A 22,880-nucleotide genomic window follows, 5' to 3' on the forward strand; every position below is an offset into this window, starting at 1 on the left:
CGGCTGGTGTTCGTGACGCAGGTCATGGACCCTACCGACCCGGTGCTCGGGTTTACGGTCGGGTGGATCCGAGCACTCGCCAGTCGCTGCGATAGGCTCACGGTGATCGCCAACGAGGTCCGCCGGGTGCCGGATGACCTCGAGGCCAGGGTGGTCTCGCTCGGCAAGGAGCAGGGCGCGCCTCCGTGGCGCCGGTTCGCGGCGTACCTGGCGCACCTGCAGCGTACCCTCGTGAACGACCGCCCCGACGCGTTGTTCGCCCATATGTGCCCCCGGTACCTGAACGCGGCAGCTCCGCTGCTGAGCCTCCACGGAGTTGCGGGCGTTCTGTGGTTCGCCCATCCTCGAGACTCCCGAGCGCTCCGCATCGCGGAGCGAGCGTCCGCGCTGGTCCTCACGTCGCTGCCGGGAGCCTTCCCCTTCTCAAGCCGAAAGGTCCGAATTATCGGACAGGGGATCGACATGGCTGCTTTCTGCGGCATCTACCCCCCGGTGCCCCACGATGGCCTAGACCTCCTCGCACTCGGGAGGCTGTCGCCTGTGAAGGGTCTCCATACGATAATCGCCGCGGCGTCGAAGCTGCGGGCCGACGACCTGCCGGTTCGGTTGCGCATCGTGGGGCCGGCGACGACCTCGCAAGAGGAGGCGTATGCGCAACGGCTCCGCCGGCTTGCTGCCGAGACCGACGGATGGGTCAGTATCGAATCCCCTGTGCCAGCCCCGGAGGTGCCGCGCGTGCTCGCGGAAGCGGACGTCCTCGTGAACGGAACCAGGGCAGGCTCGGGGGACAAGGTGGTCCTCGAGGCGATGGCAGCGGGGCGGCTCGCTGTGTGGTCCAACCCCTGCTTCGATGGCCTCGCCGAAGGCTTGCCGATGCGCCTCCGTTACCGTGAAGGTGACGCGACCGACCTGGCCGAGGTCCTCAGGGGGATCTGGAAGGCGCCCGTCGCCGTCCGGGCGCAGACGGCAGAGGAGCTGCGCGCCCGAGTGCGCGAGGGGCACTCGCTGGACGGATGGGCCGATCGCGTGGTGGACGTGATCGGGAAGCTGGCCGTCGAGTGATGCAGGTGGGAAGAGCGAGACGGATCCGCGAGATCTACCGTCGACACAACGCAACCCGCGGAGCCGATTTCATCTACGGTGGCGAAGAGCGCGTTACCCGGATCCGCCAGGCCTTGCCCGCCGCCCCGACGCTCGTGCTCGACCTGGGTTGCCGGGACGGGGCCCTGGCGCACGCCCTCGGGCTTGACCCGGCACGTACGGTGGGCGTCGACATAGATCTCGATGCGCTCAGGACTGCGCGGGGCTCCGCGAGGCTCCGCCCGGTTGCATGCGACCTGTGGGCCGGTCTGCCCTTCAAAGACGGAACCTTCGACGTCGTGCTGGCGGGGGAGATCCTCGAGCACGTCCCCTTCCCCGAGGTCGTGCTGGAGGAGGCTCGCCGGGTCCTACGTGAAGGAGGCGTGCTGGTGGGGTCCGTCCCGAACGCGTTCAGACTCAAGAACCGGCTTCGGTTCCTGTTCGGGAGGCCGTTCGAGGACGACCCCACCCATCTGCATCACTTCTCGCCGGCGACGCTTTTCTGCACGCTTGAGCGCTACTTTGAAGAGGTGTCGGTGAAGCCGTGCGTCGGCCGGCTGGCGCGGTTCGCTCCGCAGCTCACGTCCAACGACCTCGTGTTCTTTGCCCGCCGGTCGATGACAGGCGATGGCTAGGCTGTCTTCGGATCGAGACCGCCGGTTGACGTGGCAGCATAGGAGCCTTTGGCGGGGGCTCGGAGCTGCCCGCGCGACGGGCAAGTGCGCAATCCTAGTTAGTGTCGCGCGTGGTAGCCTTGTGATCGTTCCATCTGTTGCGGTTGGCCTCCTTGCTGGTACGGACCGGCTATGGCTCGCCTTGCTTATCCTATGCCTTGTTTGGATGGAAGCGTCTCGTAGACGTCTTTCTCGTCGGGACCTGCCACTCGCGCTTCTTCGTATGGTGATCGCTGCTTACGCCGTGGTGTTGATCGCAGACTACTCCAGCGGCCCGCCACGCGAGTCTCTGCTTCTTGTCGGTATGGCGGGCATAAATTTCGCGATAGCAACGCTGATTTGGCGTCGGACCCGAGACCCGCTGCATCCAGGTCTTCTCGTCATTGCCCTGCTCATGATCCGATACTGGTTCCCCTACGCTCTTGTCCGATGGCTGCACGTGGAAGCACCTGTGCTGGTGCTCTTGGGCATAGGACCGGAAGAGTTTCTCAGGGGCCTCGGATTGACGGCCGTGGCGGCGACCAGCTTTCTCTTGATACTGGTGGGTGAACTGACGGGGAGACGGAATCGCGCCAAGGCACCTGTGCGCACCGAGCACGAGCTCAATTTGGCGTTCAGCATGCTGGGAATTCCTATCTGGCTTGCGTACTGGTTGGGGGCGGCGTCATTGGCACTGTTCGTTGTGACAAACACGGGCGATTTGGTTGGTACCGCACTAAGCGGCGCCTTCAGAGGTGCGACAATCCAGGAGGGTTCTGGCATTTGGTTCTACACGTCGTTGCTGATGATTGCTGCAGTCGGGATGATCACTTGGAAGGGGAGCGTCACACATCCCTTGAGGTTGCGGAGTCTGACTCCGGCATTTTGGGCAGCGATACTTTTCCTGGTGCTAGGGGGTCGAAGCCGGGCCTTGACACCAGTGGCGATCGCGATTCTCATCTGGCAGATGGAGAGGCAGAGGTGGCCAGCGAAGCGATTGAAGTTACCAGCTGCCGGCCCGGGGTTCGTTTCCTTACTGCTGTTGGCCACCTCGGCCGTCGTGGTGTTTGCCGGAGCGCTGTATAGGGGCGGCGGCATAGGAGCCCTCACCAGCGCGGGTGCGTGGTCGGCCTACATAAGAGAGCTTGGGTACCTCATGGTGGTTGACCTGGGGCAACTACATGGTCCAGCAGCAGCGGCGGCCCATGAGAGCAAAGTCTTGGGGCCTGGCCCGATTCTCGGAGCGTTACTGTGGCCCATTTCGGAGTTCGTCGATGTTGGTGGGCGTAGTCCTGGTGTGTTTCTTGCCATGTCACGTGGGCTCGTGAGGGAGAGGCCGTGGGGGTTTCACGCTGGCATCGCGGGCGCGGGATACCTGACGCTTGGCATTGGGGGAACGGTTGTACTTGCTGCGGGCCTAGGGTTCATCGCGGCTCGTGCGTATGAGGCTGCCAAGACCTCAATCCCGGTGCTGCCATCGATCGTCATGTGGTACGTGATTCGGATTTTCTTCGAGGGCATCGAGAAATGGGGGGAGATGATCGTCGTAGTGGGCATGGCAGGGGTTCTCTTGTGGGTCGGGAAGGCCACTCGTTTGCGAGCTGTTGGTTGAATGCGTTGGCGGGCGCCTGTGAAGAGGTATGACGGCTAACTAAAGTGGCCGGCAACAGCGCGGAGCCCGAGTGAGGGTGGCGGAGGCTACGAGGGAGCGTGTCTGGGTTCTATCGCCTAGTCATCCTTGAGATCTGGTGCCCTGACCTCACCACCGCGGCGGGCGTCGAGTGGTACCGCTACGAACTCGGTCGTGACTTTCCGTGGGTCCTTGAGGACGACCGAATCGTGGTCGAGGCGTGGGGCCTGCGGCGCCGGCCCGGCGCGAGCGAGGACCCGAAGCTGGGCGCGCGGGGGCCCGTCGTACCGTGGAACCTGCCGGCACCGATCGCCGTGCCGCTGGCCTGGCTCGCCCACCGTGTCCTGGCCTTGACGAGACGCGGTCCTGGTGTGTTCGTCGCGCCCACCCCATACAGCGCCGTTGGCATCGCCGGACTCGGTTCGCGCCGCGCCGGCCCCGCCTTGGTTGTCCGCGTGCAAGGCAATCCCGCAAGCAAACAGTTCAGGGTGCGGGGCCGCCGCTGGGCCGCCCAGCTGCTCCGCAGACTCGAGCGCGCCGTTCTGCGCCGGGCAAGCCTCGTGGTCCCGATGGGGCGCTTCACGCGGCACTTGGCACAAGCCGCCGGGGTCCCGTCGGAGCGGATCGTCGAGCTCCCCTTCCCGACGTCGTGGAGGGAGACCGTTCTCACACCCGGGCGGAAATCGCCCAACCCGCTCGTTACGTGCGCAGCGCGACTGGTGCCGGAGAAGGGCGTCGACATGCTGCTGCGGGCGTGGGGACGGGTGGTCCAAGCCATCCCGCAAGCCGTGTTGGAGGTGGCCGGGGACGGGCCGGAGCGTGCGCGTCTTGAGGGGATGGCATCGCGCCTCGGTCTGGAGGATCGCGTGCGGTTCCTTGGTTGGGTGGCCTCCCACGACATGCCCCAGCTCTACCGGCGCGCGTGGGCCGTGGTGCTGCCCTCCCGTTGGGAAGAAGGGCTCGGGATGTGCCTCGTCGAGGGCGGCCTGGCCGGATGTGCGCTCGTGGGCACCGACCTCGGCGGTATTCGGGAAATCGTGCGTCCAGGTCGGAACGGTACCCTCGTCCCGCCTGAGGATCCGGAAGCCCTCGCAAGGGCTCTTGAGGGGCTGTTGTCCCGGCCAGCCGTGGCAGCGGCATATGGCCAGGCTGCAAGGGAGGACGCGCTCGCCTACTTGGGGCGACGGGAAGAGGCGCTCATAGAGCTACAGCGCCGGATGGAAGAGCTTCTGGGGATCTCGTGAGCCTGCAAGAGGCTGACCACAGCGCGGCGTTCTGGCAGACCGGTACGTTCTGGCGGCGCGTGGGCATCGCGGTTCCCGGCCTGTGGGCGTCGGTGGCTCTGGGGTTTGCGACCACCCTGGTTCTGGCCAGAAGCCTGGGCCCTCAAGGATTCGGAGCTCTCGCCCTGGCCACCTCGGTTGTCGCGACGGTCGCCGTCCTGCTGGACGTGCCCCTCGAGGAGGCCGTCGTCCACCACGGATCGCGGGCGCTCGTCGCCGGGGCGCCTGGGACGCTCTACGGGATCCTCCGACGCTCGCTCGTGGCGGACGCCGTGACTGGTGTCTCGGTCGCCTCGCTCGTGCTGGCCCTCGCGGAGCCCGTAGCATACCTCACGTCGGGCGGCTGGCTCGATCCCCAGTTGGTCCGCCTGGCTGCCCTGACCACGATGGTCCAGACGGTCGATGGCACCACGGGGGCCGCGCTCCTGCTTGCGGGCCGGCCGCACACGCGAGCGTGGCTGATGGCAGCCTCCGGGGCCCTCAGGCTGACCCTAGTGGGCAGTACGGCGTTCGCCACCCAGTCGCCTCGTTGGACCCTCTTCGCAGCACTCGTTGCTGCTGTCGCAGGAAGCACGCTGCAGGGCTGGGCGGCTTGGCGGGCGGGCGGGCGAGAGTGGCGTCGGGATCGTGTCCGAGCTGACGTCGAAGTCGGGATCGGGCCGCTTCTGAGCTTCGGGCTGCGCTCGGCGTTGGCGACGACGGTCTCGGGTGCGAGGAACGGGCTCATTCCCGTGGTCTTGGGGCGCCTTTCCGGGCCAGCGGCGGTCGCGGTGTTTGAGGTCGCCACGTTCCCGCTCCAGGCGGCGGACGTAGCGGGGGCGCCCGTGCGCCTCGCCCTCTTCCCCGAGCAGGCGCGCCTGGCGGCCGAGGGGCGCCACCGCGAGTTGCCCGACTCGAGCCGGGCCTACGTGCGAGCGGGCTTGGTAATCGGCGTGCCAGCGGCGATCGCCGGGTGGTTCCTGCTCCCCTGGCTGATCCCGACGCTCTATTCCGCCCGCTACGCGGACGCGGTCACCCCCGCGCGGATCTTCCTCCTGGCAGCGATCGGGAGCCTCGCGTTCGGCTGGACGAAGACGCTCCCTGCTGCCCTGGGCCGACCGGACGTGCGCGTTGTTGTACTTGCTCTGGACGCGGTGGTTGTCCTGAGCCTTCTCGTGATCTTCGCACCACGGGGCGCGGTCGGCGGTGCGATCGCCGTGACAGCGGGGCTGCTCACCCAGGCTGTGGTCTGGACGGTCCTCCTTCGCCGGGCGGCATGGCGGCATTCACCCTATCCAGCACCTGCAATCCATCCACGGCAAGTGCTTCGGTCCCGCAAGGCGAGCGAACCGTGAAGATCCTGCACGTCCAGAAGGTGACGGGTATCGGAGGCTCCGAGCGGCACCTGCTCGACCTCCTCCCCGCCCTCGCCGCGCGGGGCGTCGAGGTACGGATGGTGGTCCTCACCGCAGGGCGGGCCGACCGGTTCCTCGCTGCTGCCGAGGAACGGCGGATAGCGGTGGATGCGGTCCCGGCCGGGCCGGATGTGAACCCGGTGGTCGTCTCCACGCTCGTCCGCCTGATCCGTCGCTTCAGGCCGGACCTGATCCACACCCACCTCATCCACGCCGACCTCCACGGCGCCGCCGCTGCGGTCATCGCCGGGGTTCCGACGGTCTCGAGCTTCCACGGGACACACCCCTTCTTCGAGCGCCCCGGGGTCCGCCACGTTGAGGCCTGGGCGCTGCGACGGGCGTGCAGGGTCATTGCCATCTCCCACTGGGTCGCGCGGTTTCTGGCCAGCCGTGGACTCGCCGAAGCATCCAATGTCCGGGTCGTTCACTACGGGGTTGACCGCCGGGTCTGGCAACCGCTAACCCCGGATGAGCGGGAGGCCGCACGTCGGAAGCTCCACGTTGAGCCGGACGCGTTTGTTGTAGTCATCGCATCCCGCCTCGTGACCGGCAAGGGCCACGACACGCTTTTCCGAGCGGTAGCTCAGCTCGGCGGTGTCCCACTTCGGCTAGTGGTTGTAGGTGATGGACCGGAACGCGAGCGTCTCAACAAGTTAGTAGCTGCGCTCGAGCTCGCGCACCGCGTCCGGTTCTTGGGCTTCGTTCCTGACGTACGCAGCGTGCTTGCAGCTGCTGACGTCGCAGCGGTGCCGACATCCGCGCGCCTGCGGGAGGGCTTCGGCCTCGCTGCCCTGGAGGCGCAGGTGCTCGGGGTGCCGGTGGTCGCGTCGGCAACCGCCTCGCTCCCCGAGATCGTGGCCGATGGGGAGACTGGGATGCTCGTCCCGCCGGACTCGGTGCCCGCGCTCGCAGACGCGCTTGCTGGACTGGCCGCGGATCCTATGCGTCGTCGCGCGATGGGGGAGGCGGCGGTTTGGCGAGCCCGTCAGCGCTTCTCGCTCGACCGGATGGTCGAGGCGACGATCGAGGTGTACCGGGAGGCACTGGGTGCCGCAGTGATGTCGTGAGAGAGAGGCGATCTGAGCCGATGCCGGTGCCGGCTGTCCTGGTCTAAGTAAGGCTGGGCAATCCGGGCAGAGGTAAGCGCGCCGATGCTACACAGACTCTCTCGCGTTAAACTTCTGCGCGTCATCACGCGCCTGAACGTGGGAGGACCGGCACGCCACGTGGTAACGCTTCACACCGGCCTCGACCAGCGACGTTTCCACTCTCTGCTGGTCGTGGGCAGGGAGAGTACCGGCGAAGGGTCACTTGTTGAGTGGGCATATTCTCAAGGCGTGCAGCCCATCTTCGTTCCCGAGATGATGGCCACTCTGACGCTAGGCCCCCACGATTTCAAAGCGCTAACAAGAATTCTCGCGATTATCCTGCAGGAACGACCACACATCGTGCACACACACACCGCGAAGGCAGGCTTTCTCGGCCGCATCGCAGCGAGGCTCGCGGGAGTTCCTGTGGTGGTTCACACGTTTCACGGTCACATCTTGCGGGGCTACTACGGCCCGGCGAGGAGCTGGCTGCTGAGGCGGATGGAACGGCTCCTAGCAGGCATGAGCGACCGCCTGATCGCGGTGAGCGAACAGGTGAAGCGCGATCTGGTCGCCTACAATGTCGCGCCGCCGTCGAAGATAGACGTCGTTCCACTGGGTTTGGACTTGGAACCGTTTCTCGACGCGTCTCAGTACCGAGGGGCGTTCCGCCGGGAGCTGGGGCTGGACGACACGTATCCTCTGGTGGGTATCGTGGGACGACTCTTTCCCGTGAAAAACCATCAACTGTACCTCGATGCTGCCGCAGAAGTCGCTGAGCGCTACCCGTCCGCCAGGTTTGTCATTGTCGGCGATGGTCCCCTGCGGCCGAGCCTGGAGCGGCAGGCGTACGAGCTAGGTCTCAACGGCAGGGTAATTTTCACGGGGTGGCGGTTCGACCTTCCGAAGGTGTACGGCGATCTCGACGTCCTTGTCGTGTCGTCGCTGGACGAGGGGACACCTGTCGCGGTCATTGAGGCGATGGCTGCGGGGTGTCCCGTCGTCGCCACGCGCGTTGGGGGTCTGCCCGAACTTATCCGGGGCGGTCAAACCGGATTTCTCGTGCCTGCTGGTGATCCTTCGGAGTTGGCCTCGACGATCCTGGCGGTGCTACAGGATCCAGCCGCCGCACGGGCGATCGGCAGACGCGCCCAGAGTGTGGCTCGGGAACGCTTCGCGTCGGCTCGCCTGATTGCCGAAATGGAACGACTGTATGACATGCTCTTGGAGTCCATCAGGTGAACGACTTCGGCAAACATCCTCGTATTAGCCAGCCGACTCACGGCGACTCCTGACAGGGGGCGACCAGCCATGAAACTTCTCATCACCGGCGGAGCGGGCTTCATCGGCTCGCACCTGGCTGAAGCGCTGCTCGCCCGGGGCGACGAGGTGATGGCCCTCGACGACCTCTCCACCGGCAGCCTGCAGAACATCCTCCACCTCATGCGCCGGCCGGGGTTCCGGTTCATTTTGGGCTCGATCATGGACGAGGGTGTCGTTGACGAGGCGGTGGCGGGCTGCGAGGCCGTCTACCACCTGGGCGCGACGGTGGGGGTGCGGCTGGTCTTCGAGCAGCCGGTGCGCACCATCGAGACGAACGTCAAGGGTACGCAGCACGTGCTCGATGCCTGCCTGCGGCATGGGCGCAAGGTCTTCGTCGCGTCGACCTCCGAGGTCTACGGCAAGGACGTGCGCAACGGCACGGGCCGCTTCCGCGAGGACGACGACATCACCATCGGCACGTCCATCCGCTGGTGCTACGCCACCAGCAAGGCGCTCGACGAGTTCCTGGCGCGCGCCTACTGCCAGGAGAAGGGGCTGCCGGTGGTCATCGGGCGGTACTTCAACACCGTCGGCCCCAGGCAGTCGCCGGCGTACGGCATGGTGCTGCCGCGCTTCGTCGAGCAGGCGCTGCGGGGACAGCCGATCACGGTCTACGGCGACGGCTCGCAGGTGCGGTCCTTCACGTGGGTGGGCGATGCGGTGGAGGCGACGGTGCGCCTGATGGAGACGCCGGCGGCGGAAGGCCGGGTCTTCAACGTGGGCTCTGAGGAGGCGGTGACCATCCGCGACCTGGCCGAGCGGGTGTGCCGCCTGACGGGGTCGGTCTCGGAGATCGTGCACGTGCCCTACGAGGACGCCTACGGCCGCGGCTTCGAGGACATCCACTACCGGGTCCCCGACGTCACCCGGCTGCGGGAGACCGTGGGCTACGCGCCGCAGACGCCGCTCGAGGTGATCCTGGAGCGGGTGGTGGCCCACGCCCGGGCGCACCTGGCGCGGCAGGTGGAGGCGGTGCGGTAGCGCGGGCCGAAGGGGCCGACGTCGCCAGCCGAACATCGTCTGGCGCGCCCACGGTGCTGGACGCCATGCAGTTCCTCTTAGTTCCGACGAGTCTCGCGTTCGCGCTGAGCTACCTCCTCACCTGGGGAGTCCGGCTCACCGCGCCGCGCCTGGGCCTGGTGGACCGCCCTCGCGAGGACCGCTGGCACCGTCATCCGGTGCCGCGCCTGGGCGGGGTGGCCATCTACATCGGCTTTCTGGTGCCGTTGTTGCTCTTCGCGCGCCCGGACGTGCGCGATGCCCTGCTGCCACTCCTCGTCGGTGGAGCGTTCGTCTTCCTGGTAGGCCTGGCGGACGACCTGCGTCCGCTGGAGAACCGGCCCAAGCTCACGCTCCTCATCCTCGCGGCGTTCTTGCCCGTGCTGCTGGGCGTGCGGTTCGAGGTGCTCCCGCCGCTGGTGGAGGCTCCGCTGGCCGCCTTCTGGATCCTGGGCGCGACCAACGCCTTCAACTGGCTCGACAACATGGACGGGGTGGCGGCCGGCGTGGCGGTGATCGCGGCAACCGGGTTGGTGGCGCTCTCCCTGGACGGCGGTGACCACCTGGGGCTGCCCGCCCTGGTGCTGGGCGCGTCGGCGTTGGGGTTCCTGGTCCACAACTTCCCGCCGGCGCGCGTCTTCATGGGCGACTGCGGCAGCGGGTTCCTGGGCTTCACCCTGGCCACGCTGGCTGTGTTGGGCTCGCACCGCAACGTTGGCAGCGTGCTGCTCACCGTGGTGGTCCCCGGGCTGATCCTGGCGGTGCCGATCTTCGACAGCGCCATGGTGACCGTGCTGCGGCTGCTCAACCGCCGACCCCTCTTCCAGGGCGGGCGCGACCACCCCGCCCACCGGCTGGTCACGCTGGGGCTGCCTGAGCGGAAGGCCGTGGTGCTGCTCTACGCGCTCAGTGCCGCGGCGGGGGCGGCCGGGCTGGCGGCGACCGAGCTCAACCCGCTCGCCGGGCTGACCGTGAGCGTGCTGCTGGCGCTGGGGTTTGCCGCGCTGGGGTTGGTGCTGGCGGAGGTGCGGGTCTACGAGCACGAGGCCGGGGCGCGCGAGGGCGGGGCGCACGGCGGCTTGCCGCGCGGCGACGGACGCGACACGAACGGCCGGCATCGAAGCCGGGACGACGTAGGGGGTCGGGGCGAAACGCTAGACCGTGCCGGGGCTGTCTCGCCACGGTGGCGTCACGCGGACGGCGACACGGTAGTTGGAATGCCCGGCGGTACTCGGGACGGAGTGCGGTCACGCCATGTGGCGCCTGGGCTACGGCATGTACCGCCTGGGCAGACTGCGTTGCCGACGCCCTTCTTCCACAAGAAGTGGATCACCATCATGCTCGTTGACCTCGTGCTGGTGCCCACGGCCTTCGTCGCCGCGCACCTCTTGCGGTTCGAGGGCACACTGCCCCCGACAGTAAGCGCAGCCGTGGCCCAGGCGCTACCACTGGTGGTGGCGCTCAAGGTGGCGGCGCTGTCGCTGACGGGTGTCTACCGCGGGGCGTGGCGGTACGCTGGCGTGCTCGACCTGCTGCGGCTCGCCTATGGCGCAACTGCGGGCTCGGCGGCTGCGGTCGCGGCGCTGCTGGCGTGGACGGGCCTGCAAGGACTCTCCCGCGCTGCCCTCGTGCTCGACTGGCTGTTGACGGTGCTGCTGTTGGGGGCCAGCCGCTTCTCGCTGCGGGTTGTTCGTGAGTACCTGGCCGCCCAGGCCGTGGGCGGCCGGCCGGTGCTGATCTTCGGCGCAGGAAGCGGCGGCGTGCTGGTGTTGCAGGAACTGCGGCAGAACCCGACGCTCGGCTACCGGCCCGTCGGGTTCGTCGACGACGACCCGGCCAAGCGCGGGGCGGTGGTACAGGGGCTGCGCGTGCTCGGCAGCCGGCAGGAGCTGGGCGAGCTGGTGCGCCGCTACGGGGTGGAAGAGGTGTTGGTGGCAGCGCCGTCGGCCCCGCCCGAGGTGGTGGAAGAGGTCGTCGGCGCGTGCCAGGCGGCGGGGGTGCGGGCGCGCCGCGCGGGGGTGGTGGTGGCGTAGGGCATGGGTCCTATGCCGCAAGTGAGGCGGTGCTCCTGGAGTACCGAGGCTCGCGGCTTACGCGGTGCGCCACGGTCCGCTCTGCTAGCACGCGGGCCCTAGCGCATGACGCGGACCTCGAGGCCGAGCCGCAATGCCTTCCAGGCCTGGTCTGCGGTCAAGACCGGAAGCCGCCTGGATCTGGCCAGGGCCAGACAGGCGCTGTCCCCAAGGGAGAGGCCCGACCGCTTGGTGGCGGGCCGGAGCAGGCCGGCCTGGTAGGCCTGGGCGGCATCGAAGTCGACGACGTGGAGTCCCAGCGGTTCAAGGGTGGCCCGGATCTCCGTCTCGGGCATCCCGGCGTCGGCGAGCTTTGCGACGACCTCGGAAAGGTTCACCGCGCTGATCACGGCGTTTCCGATGACGGCATCCCAGCGCTCTACCCCGGCCTCGCCCTGCAGCAGTGCCAGGAGCGCGGAGGCGTCCACGACGAGGCTACTCACGCTGCGACTCGGCGCGACGTTCGGCGAGGAGTTCGCGGGCCAGGGATCGGTCGGGCGCCACGTAGCGACGCACCAGCTCGCGAGCACGTGCCAGCGCCTGCCGGGGCGTCAGGATGCGCAGTTCTCCTTCCTCCAGGCGGACGATGACCTCGTCTCCGACGCGCAGGCCCAGGAGGCGACGGTAGGGTGCTGGAATGACCAGCCTGCCACCTTTGCCGATATGTGTCCTGATTTTTTGATGTGTCATCTTGAGTTAAATTATGCCACAAAGGCATATCGTGTCAACAACACCGAAAGCATACGTCGAGCGGGCATACCCCTCGCCGTTCATGATCCTGGCCTACCCGGTCCGTCTCGAGAAGCGGAGTGTGATTCCCGCCCCCACCCACGTGGACGGCACCGGGTGGCTGCAGACCGTGAGCCGACAGACCAATCCCCGCTACTGGCACCTCATCAAGGAGTTCGAGCGGCCGGCGCTTTTGGAACGGCGATTGCGTACTAGCGCTCGACCCAGCGACGAAGAAAGTCACCTGGGGTCATGATCTCGAATGGGAGGCCGGCCTCGAGGACCGTCCGAGAGAGGAAATGGGCGCGATCTAACGTGAGGAGGACCTCGGCGTCCCCCTTCACCGCCGCCGCGAGCACATGGGCGTCCTTGGGGTGGATGATCCGACTCATGTCCGCGATTTCCTTGGGGGAAGGGGTGTCGACCAGATCGAGGTCGAGGTCGCCGATCTCCCGGTAGAACCGGAGGAGAGCTTCCCGTCCGAGCTTCGCCCGGATGTTCCGCTCGGCTTCCAGCAAGACGAGGCGGGTACTCATGGCCTTGGCTTGCCCATGCCGGCAGACCTCCAGCACCAGGGTCGAGGCTCCCGTGCGGGACTCGGCCGCGGCGATCAGAACGCTGGCGTCCAGAAACAGGCGAGGGGGCGCCGTCACGCCGGCGCCGTCCGGCCGAGGAGGTTGCGGACCTTCGCTGCCGTATCCGGATCGAGCCGGTCCTCCGCAAGGAAGCGCTCGATGTCATCGTCCCCGTATTCCCGCAGGGTCCCCTCCTGGGGGACGGGGCGCAAAGGAACGATCTCGATTTTGCCCTCTTTCAAGGTGAGGCTCAGGATAGTCTCCGCGTCGATCCTCAACCGGCGCCGAAACTCCGCAGGGAGAGTGATCTGCCCCTTGGGAAGGGGTCGAACGAGCTTCGTGAGCGACTTGCTCTCGGGCATAGCAGTCCTCCAAAGCTCAACCATCCAAAAGGTGGAATTACCAAAAAGTAGATTAACAGACTTTCTATCAGTCGTCAAGCCTGCAATGCTTCGCCCTACGGCAAAGATCTGTCGTTTTCGGCGGTGCTGCTGGCTGGAATGGCCGGAGCGTCGGGCGATCGAGCTGTGTTGGAGGTGACGCGCGTGGACACCCTGCGGCGAGTTCTCATCACCGGTGGCGCCGGGTTCCTGGGCAGCCACCTCTGCGACCGCCTGCTCGAGCGGGGGTGCGAGGTGTGGTGCCTGGACAACCTGCTGACCGGCACCGAGAGCAACATCGCCCACCTGCTGGGCCACCCGCGCTTCCGGTTCATCCGCTATGACGTCTGCGAGTACCTCTACATCGAGGAGCCCCTGGACGCGGTGCTGCACTTCGCCTCGCCCGCCAGCCCCCGCGACTACCTCGAGTACCCCATCCACACCCTGAAGGTGGGCGCTTTCGGCACGCACAAGGCCCTGGGGCTGGCGCGCGCCAAGGGGGCGCGCTTCTTGCTGGCGAGCACCTCGGAGGTCTACGGCGACCCTCTGGTCAACCCGCAGCCCGAGACCTACTGGGGCAACGTGAGCCCCATCAGCCCGCGGGGGGTCTACGACGAGGCCAAGCGCTTCGCGGAAGCCATGACCATGGCCTACCACCGCTACCACGGGCTCGACACCCGCATCGTGCGCATCTTCAACACCTTCGGGCCGCGCATGCGGCCCCACGACGGGCGGGTGATCTCGACGTTCATCGTGCAGGCGCTGCGCGGCGAACCCCTCACGGTGCACGGCGACGGCACCCAGACCCGCAGCTTCTGCTACGTCGACGACATGGTCGACGGGATCCTGGCGGTGCTGTTCCACCCCTCCGACCGGCCGCCCGAGCAGCGCACCGACCGGGCGTTCCTGCACACCAACAACGAGCACGAGGACTCGATCCACCACCCGATCAACCTCGGCAACCCCGACGAGCGCAGCGTGCTGGAGATCGCGCGCCTGGTGTTGGAGCTGACCGGCAGCCACAGCCCCCTGGAGTTCGTGGCGCGGCCGGTCGACGACCCGCGGGTGCGCCGGCCCGACGTCGCCCGCGCGCAGCGGCTGCTGGGCTGGGCGCCGCGCGTGCCGCTGCGCGACGGCCTGGCCAGGACGGTGGAGTACTTCCGGGCGCGGCTGGCGGCTCCGGCGGCGATCGGTGACCTGCGCCCATGAGCCCGGGCGCGGTCGGTGGCGCTGGTCCCATGATCAGGCGTCACGGCCGGTGACGGTCGCGGCAGAGGCGAATGGGCGCAGGTTTTGAGGGTCGAAGAAATGCGGTACAATGCCGCTAAGAGAAGCGGGAAAAGTTCGGGTGGCGCAGGGCACGCTGGACGAGCGGGTGGTGGGGATTCAGGTGGCCGTTCTGCTGGCTGTGGTGAGGGCGCTGATCGGCGCACGCTTCCGGGGACAGGACGATCCGGCGGTGCTGGAGGCCTGCGACGCTGACGGTATTGGAGGGTGTTAGTGGGTAGCCTGAAGGGGAGCTGGTGAGAGGAGGGTGGCGATGGCCACTCCGCTTCTGAAGCGCTTGTTTACCGTGGCCGAATACCACCGGATGGGCGAAGCCGGCATCCTTGGCGAAGACGACCGGGTGGAGCTGATCGAGGGAGAGATCGTGGAGATGGCTCCTATTGGAAGTCGCCACGCCGGCACCTTGAAGCGTCTTCTGGACAAATTCATCCCTTTACAGGCGGCCGGCAGGATCATCCTCAGCGTCCAGGATCCCATCGACCTCGGGGAGCGCTCAGAGCCCCAGCCGGACCTCATACTGCTTAAGCCTCGCTCCGATTTCTACGCTTCATCGCACCCCGGCCCCGAGGAGGCCCTCCTCGTCGTGGAAGTGGCCGAGACCTCACCGGCGTACGATCGAGAGGTGAAGCTCCCCCTCTATGCCCGGGCCGGGATTCCGGAGGTCTGGCTGGTGGATCTGGCGGAGGGGCTGCTGGAGGTCTACCGGCAGCCTGACCCCCGAGGCTACCGGGAGGTCCAGCGGCTTCAGCGAGACCAACGCGTGGCCCCTCAAGCCTTTCCTGACCTAGAGCTGGTTGTGGGCGACGTCTTGGGATAATTCCTCCATCACACGGTCAGCTCAGCGTGTCGAACCCCTGGCGGCGAAAATCATCGTCGAAGGCGCTAGTCATCGGCGTCAAGAACCGCCAGGAATGCTGACGTGTCGACGAACACGCTCACGGACGGTGAGTGTCTGCCAGATACCGGTCGTGTTCAGCGGCCAGGTCGGGGAGACCCGAGCGAAACCTACCCGCGGCCGCAAGAGCCCGGCGTCGCTGCTCCTCGCGGTTCCCTGTTCCTGCGGTCTGCAGGAAACGCTCCAGGCTCTGGCGGATGAGCTCGGCGACAGAGATCCGCGTTCGGCGGCGATGCGCTTCAGAGCCCGAGCCTGCGATGGCATACCCGAGGGATATGTCAATCTTCGCCTGGATCTGGCCAGGGCTAGGCAATGCTCGGCAGGCTGCGCGTTCCGGGCCTCTTGGGGGCGGGCGCCTTATCCGGCCAGGGTGGGGATCGACCGGGAGCGCAGCAGATGCCTGTCGGCCGTTACCAGGGTGAGGTCATCACCATCGGGGAGATCCAGAGTTCATTGCCGGGGTGCTCCAGGGCCGCAGCAGCCCGTTTGCTCAGGCGGTCGGGGTCGAGCAGACCCCAGAGGAAAATGTGCGTGTCGAGGAGGAGCCTCAGGAACGCAAGACCTCCCACTCCTCCTCGGCGACGGCCGGGCTGATGATGTCGCCGGTGATCCGTCCAGTTCCCCGAAACGAGCCCAGCCAGGAGGGCGGCTTGGGCGGCGGCGGCGGTGGGATGACCTGGGCGATCGGCTCCCCCCGACGGGTGATCAGTAGCGGGCGGCCGGTTCGCTTGACTCGCGTCAGCAGCGCCAGGCAGGACGCTTTGAACTTGGACACGGTGATCCTCTCCATCTGAGCCCTACCCTCCCAAGGTTGATGCGAGAATACCATGGTCAATTCCCATGGTCAATTCTTTGGCTGGCTTCACCCGGGTGAATACCTGGTGAAATACCCGGGCAGCGGATTGAACCCCAGGAACGAGCGCGGGAACCCATCGACGTGAACCCTGCAGATCAGCCAACCCTGGCGACACCGCCGGGAGAGCGCGGGAGCCCCGACCCCGCCGCGGTGCTGGAGGCCCGCATCGCCGCGGGGACGGCCACCATCGCGGTGCTCGGGCTGGGCTACGTGGGCTTGCCCCTGGCGCTGGCGTACGCGCGGCGCGGGTTTGCGGTGCGGGGGCTCGACGTCGACGCCGCCAAGGTGGCGACGCTGGCCGCGGGCCGCTCGTACCTGCGCGACGTGCCGGCCCCTGCGGTGCACGAGGCCCTCGCCGAGGGGCGCTTCCTGCCCACCACCGATGCGGCGGTGCTGGCGGGCTGCGACGCGGTCTTCATCTGCGTGCCCACGCCCTTCACCCAGCAGAAGGAGCCCGACGTGCGCCACATCGCGGCAGCTGCGGCCGAGGTGGCGCGCTGCGGCCGGGCGGGGCAGCTGGTGGTGCTGCGCAGCACCAGCTACCCGGGGACTACCGAGGAGGTGGTGCGGCCGGCGCTGGAGAGCGCGGGGCGGGTCGTGGGCCGCGACGTCTTCCTGGCCTTCGCCCCCGAACGCGTCGACCCGGGCAACGCCCGCTACCCGCTGGAGCAGGTGCCGGTGGTGGTGGGCGGGTGCGAGCCGCTGAGCGCGCGGCTGGCCGCGGCGCTGCTGGGCCGTCTGGGATGCCCGGTGGTGACCGTCTCGTCGCCCGCAGCGGCCGAGATGGCGAAGCTGCTCGAGAACGTCTTCCGCAACGTGAACATCGCCCTGGTCAACCAGGTGGCTCAGCTGTGCGAGCGCATGGGGCTGGATGTCTGGGAGGTCGTGGACGCCGCCGCCACCAAGCCCTACGGGTTCATGCCCTTCCGGCCGGGGCTGGTGGGCGGACACTGCATCCCCGTCGACCCCTACTACCTGGCGTGGAAGGCGCGCGAGCACGACTTCCACATGGACTTCATCGAGCTGGCCGCGCGGGTCAACGAGGAGATGCCCTTCTACGTGGTCAACCGGCTGCTGGCGGCCCTGCACGACAACGGCGCCGGCGGGCGCGAGCGGGTGCTGGTGCTGGGCGTGGCGTTCAAGCGCGACATCGATGACGCCCGCTACTCGCCGGCGGTACGGGTCATCGACTTGCTGCAGCGGCGGCACATGGAGGTCGTCTACCACGACCCGTACGTGCCGGCGATCGAGGTGCGCGGGCAGCACCTGCGCAGCCAGCCGCTCTCCGACGACCTGGTGGCGTGGGCCGACTGCGTGCTGATCCTCACCGACCACTCGTGCATCGACTACGCGGCGGTGGTGCGGCGGGCGCGGCTGGTGTTCGACGTGCGCAACGCGACGGCGGGGGTGCGGGAGGGCCGGGAGAAGATCGTGCGGTTGTAGGGGAGCGACCATCGTGGGGCGTGGCCCTGATACTACGTAGGCCCGGGGGGGCGGCTATGCCAACACATCTCAGCGTGACCGAGGTGGCACGCAACCTCTCAGAGATCCTCGGACGTGTGCGCTTCAAGGGCGAGCGGTTCGTGGTGTTCCGGGGCGGCAAGCCCGTGGCCGAGCTGAGGCCCACGGCCGCAGCACCGGCGGTGCGGGCTGCCGACCTGCCGGTGATGCTGGCCGATCTCCCACGGCTGGATCCCGACGAGGCCGAGCAGTTTGCCCGCGACCTGGAGGCCGTGCGGGCGGCGGGCCGGTCGTCGGCAGGCCTGTCGTCGGCGGATCTGTCGCGGTCGTGATCGGGCCCTTCGACCTTCTGGCGCGCTCGCGTGGCCCGCGCGCGCGGTTGTTTGCGACGCCGTGGGCACATGTGCCGACGTCGCAGGCATCCTGGCCGACGTCGCGGGCATCCTGGCCGACCCCGTGGGCATCTTCGTCGACGCCGTGGGCATTTTGGCCGACGCGGCGGGCATCGTGGCCGTGGGTATCTTGATCGACGCCAGCGTCTTCGTGGCCGTGGCGCGGGGCGCCGCCGCCCCCGCCGGCCTGGTCGTCGGCTACGAGGCCGAGCCGGTCGCCGTCAGCGTGCTCACCATCATGCAGCTACTCCAGGCCGCCCACCGCGCGGCCACCCCGCACCAGCGCGCCCGACGCGAGCGCTTCGTGGACGCCGTGCTCGCGCGCTTCCCCTGCGTCGAGTTCGGCCCCGAAGAGGCGCGCGCGTACGCGCGGCTCTCGGCGGAGCTGGCCGCGCGCGGAGAGGTGGTTAACCCGCTCGACGGTCTCGTGGCGGCCACGGCCCTCGCCCACGGGTACCGCCTGGCCACTGTGGACGCCCGCGAGTTCCCCCGGATCCCCGGCCTGCAGGTCCTCCACTGGGGCGGACGGGCCGAGCGAGGATAACCGCCCCGGGATCCACCCCTGGACCGCCGCCCGATCCCCCGTTCGAGTGCCCCTGAGCCCCACCGATTTTCCCCTGAACCGCACCCCGCCTGTGCTGGCTGCGCGGACCCTAGTTCCACACGCCGCCTGTACTAACTGTTAGTACACCCGCCCGTTTTTTCTAGCACCGATACGGGGATACCAGAGGTGTACGAACTGTTAGTACACCCCCAGGTTTTCCCTAGGGATCGTGCTCGGACCCCCGGGACCTTGCCTACCGCCGCCCAGGGCTCTATTGGTGGGTCCCGGGTGTCCAGGTTCTTCCGGCCGTGTGGCCGTTCAGACTCACCGTCCCGGGGATGTCCGGGGGCGGGGCGATGGTAGAGGCGAAGCCGCGTCCGGGGCGCTTCCTTGATGGCGTACATTGTGACCATGTACAGTGACCATGGTCAGAATGGAGACGCGGTCGCCCTGTTGATGTTGTCTGCTCTCAGCATCGAGCGCCAACATCGAGTGTCAGGGTCGAGGGGTGAGGCGCACCGATGGTGGTCGAGCAGGTCTCCAAGTCCCGCTTCAAGGCCCGGGCCCTGGAGTACTTGCGCAGGGTGCAGGAAACCGGCCAACCGGTGGTGATCCTGGATCGCGGGCGCCCGGTAGTGAAGGTGGTGCCGTACACGGGGGACGCACACGAGATCTTGCGTGTCCTGCGCGGGTCGGTGCGGCGCTACGAGCAACCCACACGGCCGGTGGCCCTGGACGACTGGGAGGCTCTTCAGTGACCCTCCTCGACACCCACGCGTGGGTGTGGCTGGTCGCCGACCCCTAGCGGCTGTCCACGCGTGCCCGCCGCCACCTCGACAGCGAGATGCGCAAGGGGCCGCTGCTCGTCTCGTCGATGAGCGCGTGGGAGGTGGCGATGCTCAGCGAGCGGGGGAGGCTGGTGCTGACCATCGGGGTGGACGATTGGGTCGCCCACTGCGAGGCACTGCCGTTCCTGTCGTTCGTGCCCGTGAGCAATCGCATCGGGCTGGCGTCGGTCCGCTTGCCCGCGTTTCCCTCTCAAGACCCTGCGGACCGGATTATCGTCGCCACCGCGCTCGCGCTCGGTGCTGCCATCGTGACCGCGGACCGGGACATCCAGAGCTACTCCCGGGTCCGCACGATCTGGTAGGCGCCTGAACCATAGGCTGGCGGGCCCGGAGGGAATCGAACCCCCGACCAGAGGCTTAGGAGTCCCCTGCTCTATCCACTGAGCTACGGGCCCGCGCGATCACGACAGCCGCCTCGATTCTAGCACGTCTAGCACGCTGCATGGGGTCCTCCACCACCCGATGGGCGACAGGGCGGGATGGCATAGGCCATGCGCTGACGGAACGTTGCGGGCGGGGCCTGAACGCGGGTGGGCCGGGTACACGGGCAGGTGTGCCGCCACGTCTACACGCCGGGTGGTCGGCACAAGGGCCGCCGGCGGTGACCACGAATACCATGGCGGATGCGGCGCGTCACCGTCTTCTGCGGCTCCAACGCTGGCGCCCGGCCCGAGTACCTGGACGCGGCCCGTCGGCTGGGGCGGGCGCTGGCCGCGCGGGGGCTGGCGCTGGTCTACGGCGGCTCGAACGTGGGCCTCATGCGCGAGCTCGCCCGCACGGTGCGCGCGGCCGGCGGCGAGGTCGTCGGCATCATCCCCACGCTGCTGGTCGAGCGGGAACTGCTCTACCCCGACCTCACGCGGGTGCACGTGGTCGGCTCGATGCACGAGCGCAAGGCTCTCATGATGGAACTGGGCGACGCGTTCGTGGCGCTGCCGGGCGGCTTTGGCACGCTGGAGGAGTTCTTCGAGGTCGTGGCGTGGGCGACGCTAGGGCTGCACCGCAAGCCGGTGGGGCTGCTGAACGCGGCGGGCTACTACGATCCCCTGATGCGGTTCATCGACCACGCGGTGGCCGAGCAGTTCGTGCGGCCCGAGTACCGCGAGGTGATCCTGGTCGACTCCACGCCGGAAGGTCTCCTCGAACGCCTCGACGGGGTCTGGCGGCCGTCCGGGAGCCGCTGAGCCGCCGTCCGCTCCGCCCGCCGTGAGAGCCCGGGCGCGCCGTCGGTTGCCCTCTCACGTCCACAGCAACTTGTGCACCGCCGAGTGGTCGAGGTCGCCGTCGCCCCGGGCCACCACCTGCTCGTAGCGCGCGATGGCGCTCTCGAGGTGCGGCAACATCAGGCCCACCTGGCGCGCCAGCGCCTGGGCCATGCGCAGGTCCTTGAGCTGCAGGGCCGCGCGTCCGCCCGGCGTGTAGTCGCGGGTGATCATCCGCGTGCCGTGGATCTGCAGGATCTTCGAGTCGGCGAACCCGCCGCGCAGGGCCTGCTGCACCCGCCGCGGGTCGAGGCCGCAGCGCTCGGCCAGGGTGAGCGCCTCGGCCACGGCTTCGATCGTCAGCCCGACGATCAGCTGGTTCACGATCTTGGTGGCGTGCCCGCTGCCGGGGCCGCCGACGTGCACCACGGTGCCCAGGGCCTCGAGCACGGGCCGGGCGCGCGCGATGTCGTCCGCCTCTCCGCCGGCCATGATGGCCAGCGTGCCGGCGGCCGCTCCTTCGGGGCCGCCCGAGACGGGCGCATCGACCCACGCGATGCCCCGGGCGGCCAGGCGCGCGGCGTGGGCCACCGAGTGCGCGGGGTCGGACGAGCCCATGTCCAGCACCAGGTGCCCGGCGCGCAGGTGGGGTTCGAGCCGCTCCAGCACGGCGTCGGTGGCCGCGGAGTCGGCCAGCATGAGCAGGCAGACGTCGGCCTCGGCGGCGTCCGCCAGCGTGGCGCACAGGGGGATGCCGGCCACCAGCTCGGGGGCGAGCGGCGAGCGGTTCCAGCCGCGGACGTCCACGCCGGCCTGCGCGAGGCGGCGCGCGATGGGGCGGCCCATCTGGCCGAGCCCCAGCACGGTGACGCGCGGGTGGGCGCCGGAGCTCACGAAGCGGGCGGCGTGCCGTCGCCTGTGGCGAGGATCAGCGCCAGCCGGCGGTTGAGCGCGTCCAGCGTCGCGGCGATGACCGCCCTTCCCACGTCGCCGGTGGCGCGGGTGCTGCCGAGGTGGCGTTCCGGCGGGCTCGTGCCCTTGCTCAGCAACACGGCCACGATCACCACGGTCTCCAGCGGGTGCCCGATGACCCGGACGTCGTGCAGTACGGCCTTCCATCCGTCGGGCAGCGCGCGGTTCACCGCCTGGACCGTCGCGTCGGCCAGCTGGTGCCAGCCGGCCAGGCCGACGTTGGTGCCCACGGCCTCGCCGACGTAGCGCCGCGGGCCCAGGCCGAGCTCGACCGTCGCCGTCGTCCGTCCCTCTGCGGCGTCCAGCACCGCCCGCCGCACCTGCAGACGCGGCGGGGCTGCGATGGCGGTCCGGTCGGGGGCCGCAGCCTTCTCCCTGGCGGCCTTGACCTGGGTGCTGTGCCGGCTGGCCAGCGTGATCAGGTCGTCCACCGTGGCCTGGAAATGGATGTCGTGGCGCTCGGTGGTCCGCTTGCCGCCCGCAATGCCCACCGAGGCCGTGAGGCGGACGTCCGCGGGGAGGCCCGGCGGCCGGGTGGCGGCGATGGCCTCCAGGGCACGGCGCCCCAGCGCTTCGGCCTCGGGGCGCGGTCGCGTGGTGAGCACGGCGAACTCGTCGCCGGCGTACCGGCAGAGGAAGTCGCGCGTTGGGTCGACCACCGAGGCCAGCGCCTGCGCCACGGCCTTGATGCACCGGTCGCCGGTCACGTGGCCGAAGCGCTTGTTCACCGCGCCAAAGTCGTCCAGGTCGAAGAAGAGGATGGCGATCTCGCGGCCCTCGCGCAGCGCCTCGACCGCGCGCTCGCGCATCGTCACCGCCCAGGGCAGGTTGGTGAGCGGGTCGATGGGCAGGCCCAGCGCCCGCACGGCGTCCTCGCGGTTGAGCAGCCCCACCACCCGGTCGCCCACCACCACGGGCAGCACCGCCACGCCCTGGGCTTCCATGGTCGCGTGCGCCACGGTGATGGACTCGTCGGGCGAGATCACCGGGACCTCGCGCCGCATCACGTCCTGCAGCGTTCGGTACGGGGGGGCGCGCAGGAGGTCGCGCATGGTGACCACGCCGACCAGCCGCGCGTCGGCGACCACGGGGAGCACCGTCATGTCACGCTCGAGCATGATCGTCGCGGCCTCCGCGACGGTCCGCGTGGCGTCCACGGTGGCCACGTTCGTAGACATGACCTGGCCCACCGTCTTCATGGAGACCCCGGCACGCGC

The 22,880-nt window shown here is 68.6% G+C and carries 26 protein-coding genes and 1 tRNA gene; 19 read left to right on the forward strand and 8 right to left on the reverse strand.

Translation table 11 applies throughout. The annotated features are described in order from the left end of the window. Positions 1–6 precede the first annotated feature (6 nt). The 9 genes from QN157_06980 to QN157_07020 all read left to right on the forward strand — a co-directional run bounded on the left by QN157_06980 (position 7) and on the right by QN157_07020 (position 11,483). Entirely contained in the window at positions 7–1,062 is a 1,056-nt protein-coding gene (locus QN157_06980; GenBank protein MDR7555337.1) for a glycosyltransferase family 4 protein, read from the forward strand. After that, positions 1,062–1,715, forward strand: coding sequence for a methyltransferase domain-containing protein (locus QN157_06985; GenBank protein MDR7555338.1), 654 nt, complete (start codon positions 1,062–1,064; stop codon positions 1,713–1,715). The genes QN157_06980 and QN157_06985 overlap by 1 nt, the downstream gene beginning before the upstream one ends. Positions 1,716–1,977: 262 nt before the next feature. Next, on the forward strand, positions 1,978–3,345 hold the full coding sequence (locus QN157_06990; GenBank protein MDR7555339.1) for a hypothetical protein: 1,368 nt from the start codon (positions 1,978–1,980) through the stop codon (positions 3,343–3,345). A gap of 98 nt (positions 3,346–3,443) precedes the next feature. Beyond that, positions 3,444–4,607 carry a glycosyltransferase family 4 protein gene (locus QN157_06995; GenBank protein MDR7555340.1) on the forward strand — a complete coding sequence of 388 codons (1,164 nt, stop codon included), beginning with the start codon at positions 3,444–3,446 and terminating at the stop codon, positions 4,605–4,607. Then, positions 4,604–5,980, forward strand: a complete 1,377-nt coding sequence (locus QN157_07000) for a lipopolysaccharide biosynthesis protein (protein ID MDR7555341.1) — start codon at positions 4,604–4,606, stop codon at positions 5,978–5,980. The genes QN157_06995 and QN157_07000 overlap by 4 nt, the downstream gene beginning before the upstream one ends. Next, positions 5,977–7,107, forward strand: a complete 1,131-nt coding sequence (locus QN157_07005) for a glycosyltransferase family 4 protein (GenBank protein ID MDR7555342.1) — start codon at positions 5,977–5,979, stop codon at positions 7,105–7,107. The genes QN157_07000 and QN157_07005 overlap by 4 nt, the downstream gene beginning before the upstream one ends. 84 nt (positions 7,108–7,191) lie before the next feature. Then, the gene (locus QN157_07010; protein MDR7555343.1) at positions 7,192–8,370 is read left to right on the forward strand and encodes a glycosyltransferase; all 1,179 of its coding nucleotides are present in this window, start codon (positions 7,192–7,194) and stop codon (positions 8,368–8,370) included. A gap of 69 nt (positions 8,371–8,439) precedes the next feature. Continuing rightward, positions 8,440–9,432, forward strand: coding sequence for a GDP-mannose 4,6-dehydratase (locus QN157_07015; GenBank protein MDR7555344.1), 993 nt, complete (start codon positions 8,440–8,442; stop codon positions 9,430–9,432). A gap of 53 nt (positions 9,433–9,485) precedes the next feature. Beyond that, entirely contained in the window at positions 9,486–11,483 is a 1,998-nt protein-coding gene (locus tag QN157_07020) for a hypothetical protein (GenBank protein MDR7555345.1), read from the forward strand. Positions 11,484–11,581: 98 nt separating this feature from the next. Here the strand turns inward: QN157_07020 and QN157_07025 are convergent, their stop codons facing one another. Beyond that, entirely contained in the window at positions 11,582–11,965 is a 384-nt protein-coding gene (locus QN157_07025; GenBank protein ID MDR7555346.1) for a type II toxin-antitoxin system VapC family toxin, read from the reverse strand. Beyond that, positions 11,958–12,212 carry an AbrB/MazE/SpoVT family DNA-binding domain-containing protein gene (locus QN157_07030; GenBank protein ID MDR7555347.1) on the reverse strand — a complete coding sequence of 85 codons (255 nt, stop codon included), beginning with the start codon at positions 12,210–12,212 and terminating at the stop codon, positions 11,958–11,960. The genes QN157_07025 and QN157_07030 overlap by 8 nt, the downstream gene beginning before the upstream one ends. A 13-nt stretch (positions 12,213–12,225) precedes the next feature. Here QN157_07030 and QN157_07035 point away from each other — a divergent pair, with 13 nt between their 5' ends. Continuing rightward, positions 12,226–12,507 carry a carbamoyltransferase C-terminal domain-containing protein gene (locus tag QN157_07035; GenBank protein ID MDR7555348.1) on the forward strand — a complete coding sequence of 94 codons (282 nt, stop codon included), beginning with the start codon at positions 12,226–12,228 and terminating at the stop codon, positions 12,505–12,507. On the opposite strand, the gene QN157_07040 is transcribed toward QN157_07035, so the two are convergent. Both QN157_07040 and QN157_07045 read right to left on the reverse strand, forming a co-directional pair. Next, entirely contained in the window at positions 12,464–12,904 is a 441-nt protein-coding gene (locus QN157_07040) for a PIN domain-containing protein (protein ID MDR7555349.1), read from the reverse strand. The genes QN157_07035 and QN157_07040 overlap by 44 nt on opposite strands. Next, on the reverse strand, positions 12,901–13,188 hold the full coding sequence (locus tag QN157_07045; protein MDR7555350.1) for an AbrB/MazE/SpoVT family DNA-binding domain-containing protein: 288 nt from the start codon (positions 13,186–13,188) through the stop codon (positions 12,901–12,903). Before QN157_07045 ends, QN157_07040 begins: the two co-directional genes overlap by 4 nt. A gap of 192 nt (positions 13,189–13,380) precedes the next feature. Between QN157_07045 and QN157_07050 the strand changes: the two genes are divergently transcribed. From QN157_07050 to QN157_07060, 3 genes are all read left to right on the forward strand, one after another. Continuing rightward, on the forward strand, positions 13,381–14,415 hold the full coding sequence (locus tag QN157_07050; protein MDR7555351.1) for an SDR family oxidoreductase: 1,035 nt from the start codon (positions 13,381–13,383) through the stop codon (positions 14,413–14,415). Between the two features lie 139 nt (positions 14,416–14,554). After that, the gene (locus QN157_07055; GenBank protein MDR7555352.1) at positions 14,555–14,707 is read left to right on the forward strand and encodes a hypothetical protein; all 153 of its coding nucleotides are present in this window, start codon (positions 14,555–14,557) and stop codon (positions 14,705–14,707) included. Positions 14,708–14,746: 39 nt separating this feature from the next. Next, on the forward strand, positions 14,747–15,310 hold the full coding sequence (locus tag QN157_07060; GenBank protein ID MDR7555353.1) for a Uma2 family endonuclease: 564 nt from the start codon (positions 14,747–14,749) through the stop codon (positions 15,308–15,310). A gap of 625 nt (positions 15,311–15,935) precedes the next feature. On the opposite strand, the gene QN157_07065 is transcribed toward QN157_07060, so the two are convergent. After that, positions 15,936–16,178 carry a type II toxin-antitoxin system prevent-host-death family antitoxin gene (locus QN157_07065; GenBank protein MDR7555354.1) on the reverse strand — a complete coding sequence of 81 codons (243 nt, stop codon included), beginning with the start codon at positions 16,176–16,178 and terminating at the stop codon, positions 15,936–15,938. Positions 16,179–16,325: 147 nt separating this feature from the next. Between QN157_07065 and QN157_07070 the strand changes: the two genes are divergently transcribed. The 5 genes from QN157_07070 (at position 16,326) to QN157_07090 (ending at position 19,791) form a co-directional block, all read left to right on the forward strand. Next, positions 16,326–17,687 (forward strand): nucleotide sugar dehydrogenase, encoded by a 1,362-nt coding sequence (locus QN157_07070; GenBank protein ID MDR7555355.1) that lies wholly within the window; start codon positions 16,326–16,328, stop codon positions 17,685–17,687. Between the two features lie 56 nt (positions 17,688–17,743). After that, positions 17,744–18,037 (forward strand): hypothetical protein, encoded by a 294-nt coding sequence (locus QN157_07075; protein ID MDR7555356.1) that lies wholly within the window; start codon positions 17,744–17,746, stop codon positions 18,035–18,037. Between the two features lie 61 nt (positions 18,038–18,098). After that, positions 18,099–18,641, forward strand: a complete 543-nt coding sequence (locus tag QN157_07080) for a PIN domain-containing protein (GenBank protein ID MDR7555357.1) — start codon at positions 18,099–18,101, stop codon at positions 18,639–18,641. Between the two features lie 521 nt (positions 18,642–19,162). Further along, positions 19,163–19,399, forward strand: coding sequence for a type II toxin-antitoxin system prevent-host-death family antitoxin (locus QN157_07085; GenBank protein MDR7555358.1), 237 nt, complete (start codon positions 19,163–19,165; stop codon positions 19,397–19,399). Between the two features lie 50 nt (positions 19,400–19,449). Next, entirely contained in the window at positions 19,450–19,791 is a 342-nt protein-coding gene (locus QN157_07090) for a type II toxin-antitoxin system VapC family toxin (protein MDR7555359.1), read from the forward strand. A 17-nt stretch (positions 19,792–19,808) separates the two neighbouring features. Here the strand turns inward: QN157_07090 and QN157_07095 are convergent. After that, positions 19,809–19,884, reverse strand: a tRNA-Arg gene (locus QN157_07095). Positions 19,885–20,112: 228 nt separating this feature from the next. On the opposite strand from QN157_07095, the gene QN157_07100 reads away from it, so the two are divergent. Then, positions 20,113–20,673 (forward strand): TIGR00730 family Rossman fold protein, encoded by a 561-nt coding sequence (locus tag QN157_07100; protein MDR7555360.1) that lies wholly within the window; start codon positions 20,113–20,115, stop codon positions 20,671–20,673. A gap of 54 nt (positions 20,674–20,727) precedes the next feature. On the opposite strand, the gene QN157_07105 is transcribed toward QN157_07100, so the two are convergent. Continuing rightward, on the reverse strand, positions 20,728–21,585 hold the full coding sequence (locus QN157_07105; protein ID MDR7555361.1) for an NAD(P)-dependent oxidoreductase: 858 nt from the start codon (positions 21,583–21,585) through the stop codon (positions 20,728–20,730). Continuing rightward, positions 21,582–22,841: a GGDEF domain-containing protein gene (locus QN157_07110; protein MDR7555362.1), complete on the reverse strand. Its 1,260-nt coding sequence runs from the start codon at positions 22,839–22,841 to the stop codon at positions 21,582–21,584. Before QN157_07110 ends, QN157_07105 begins: the two co-directional genes overlap by 4 nt. Between the last annotated feature and the right edge of the window lie 39 nt (positions 22,842–22,880).

This window comes from Armatimonadota bacterium, assembly GCA_031459855.1.
Lineage (GTDB): Bacteria > Sysuimicrobiota > Sysuimicrobiia > Sysuimicrobiales > Humicultoraceae > Fervidifonticultor > Fervidifonticultor primus.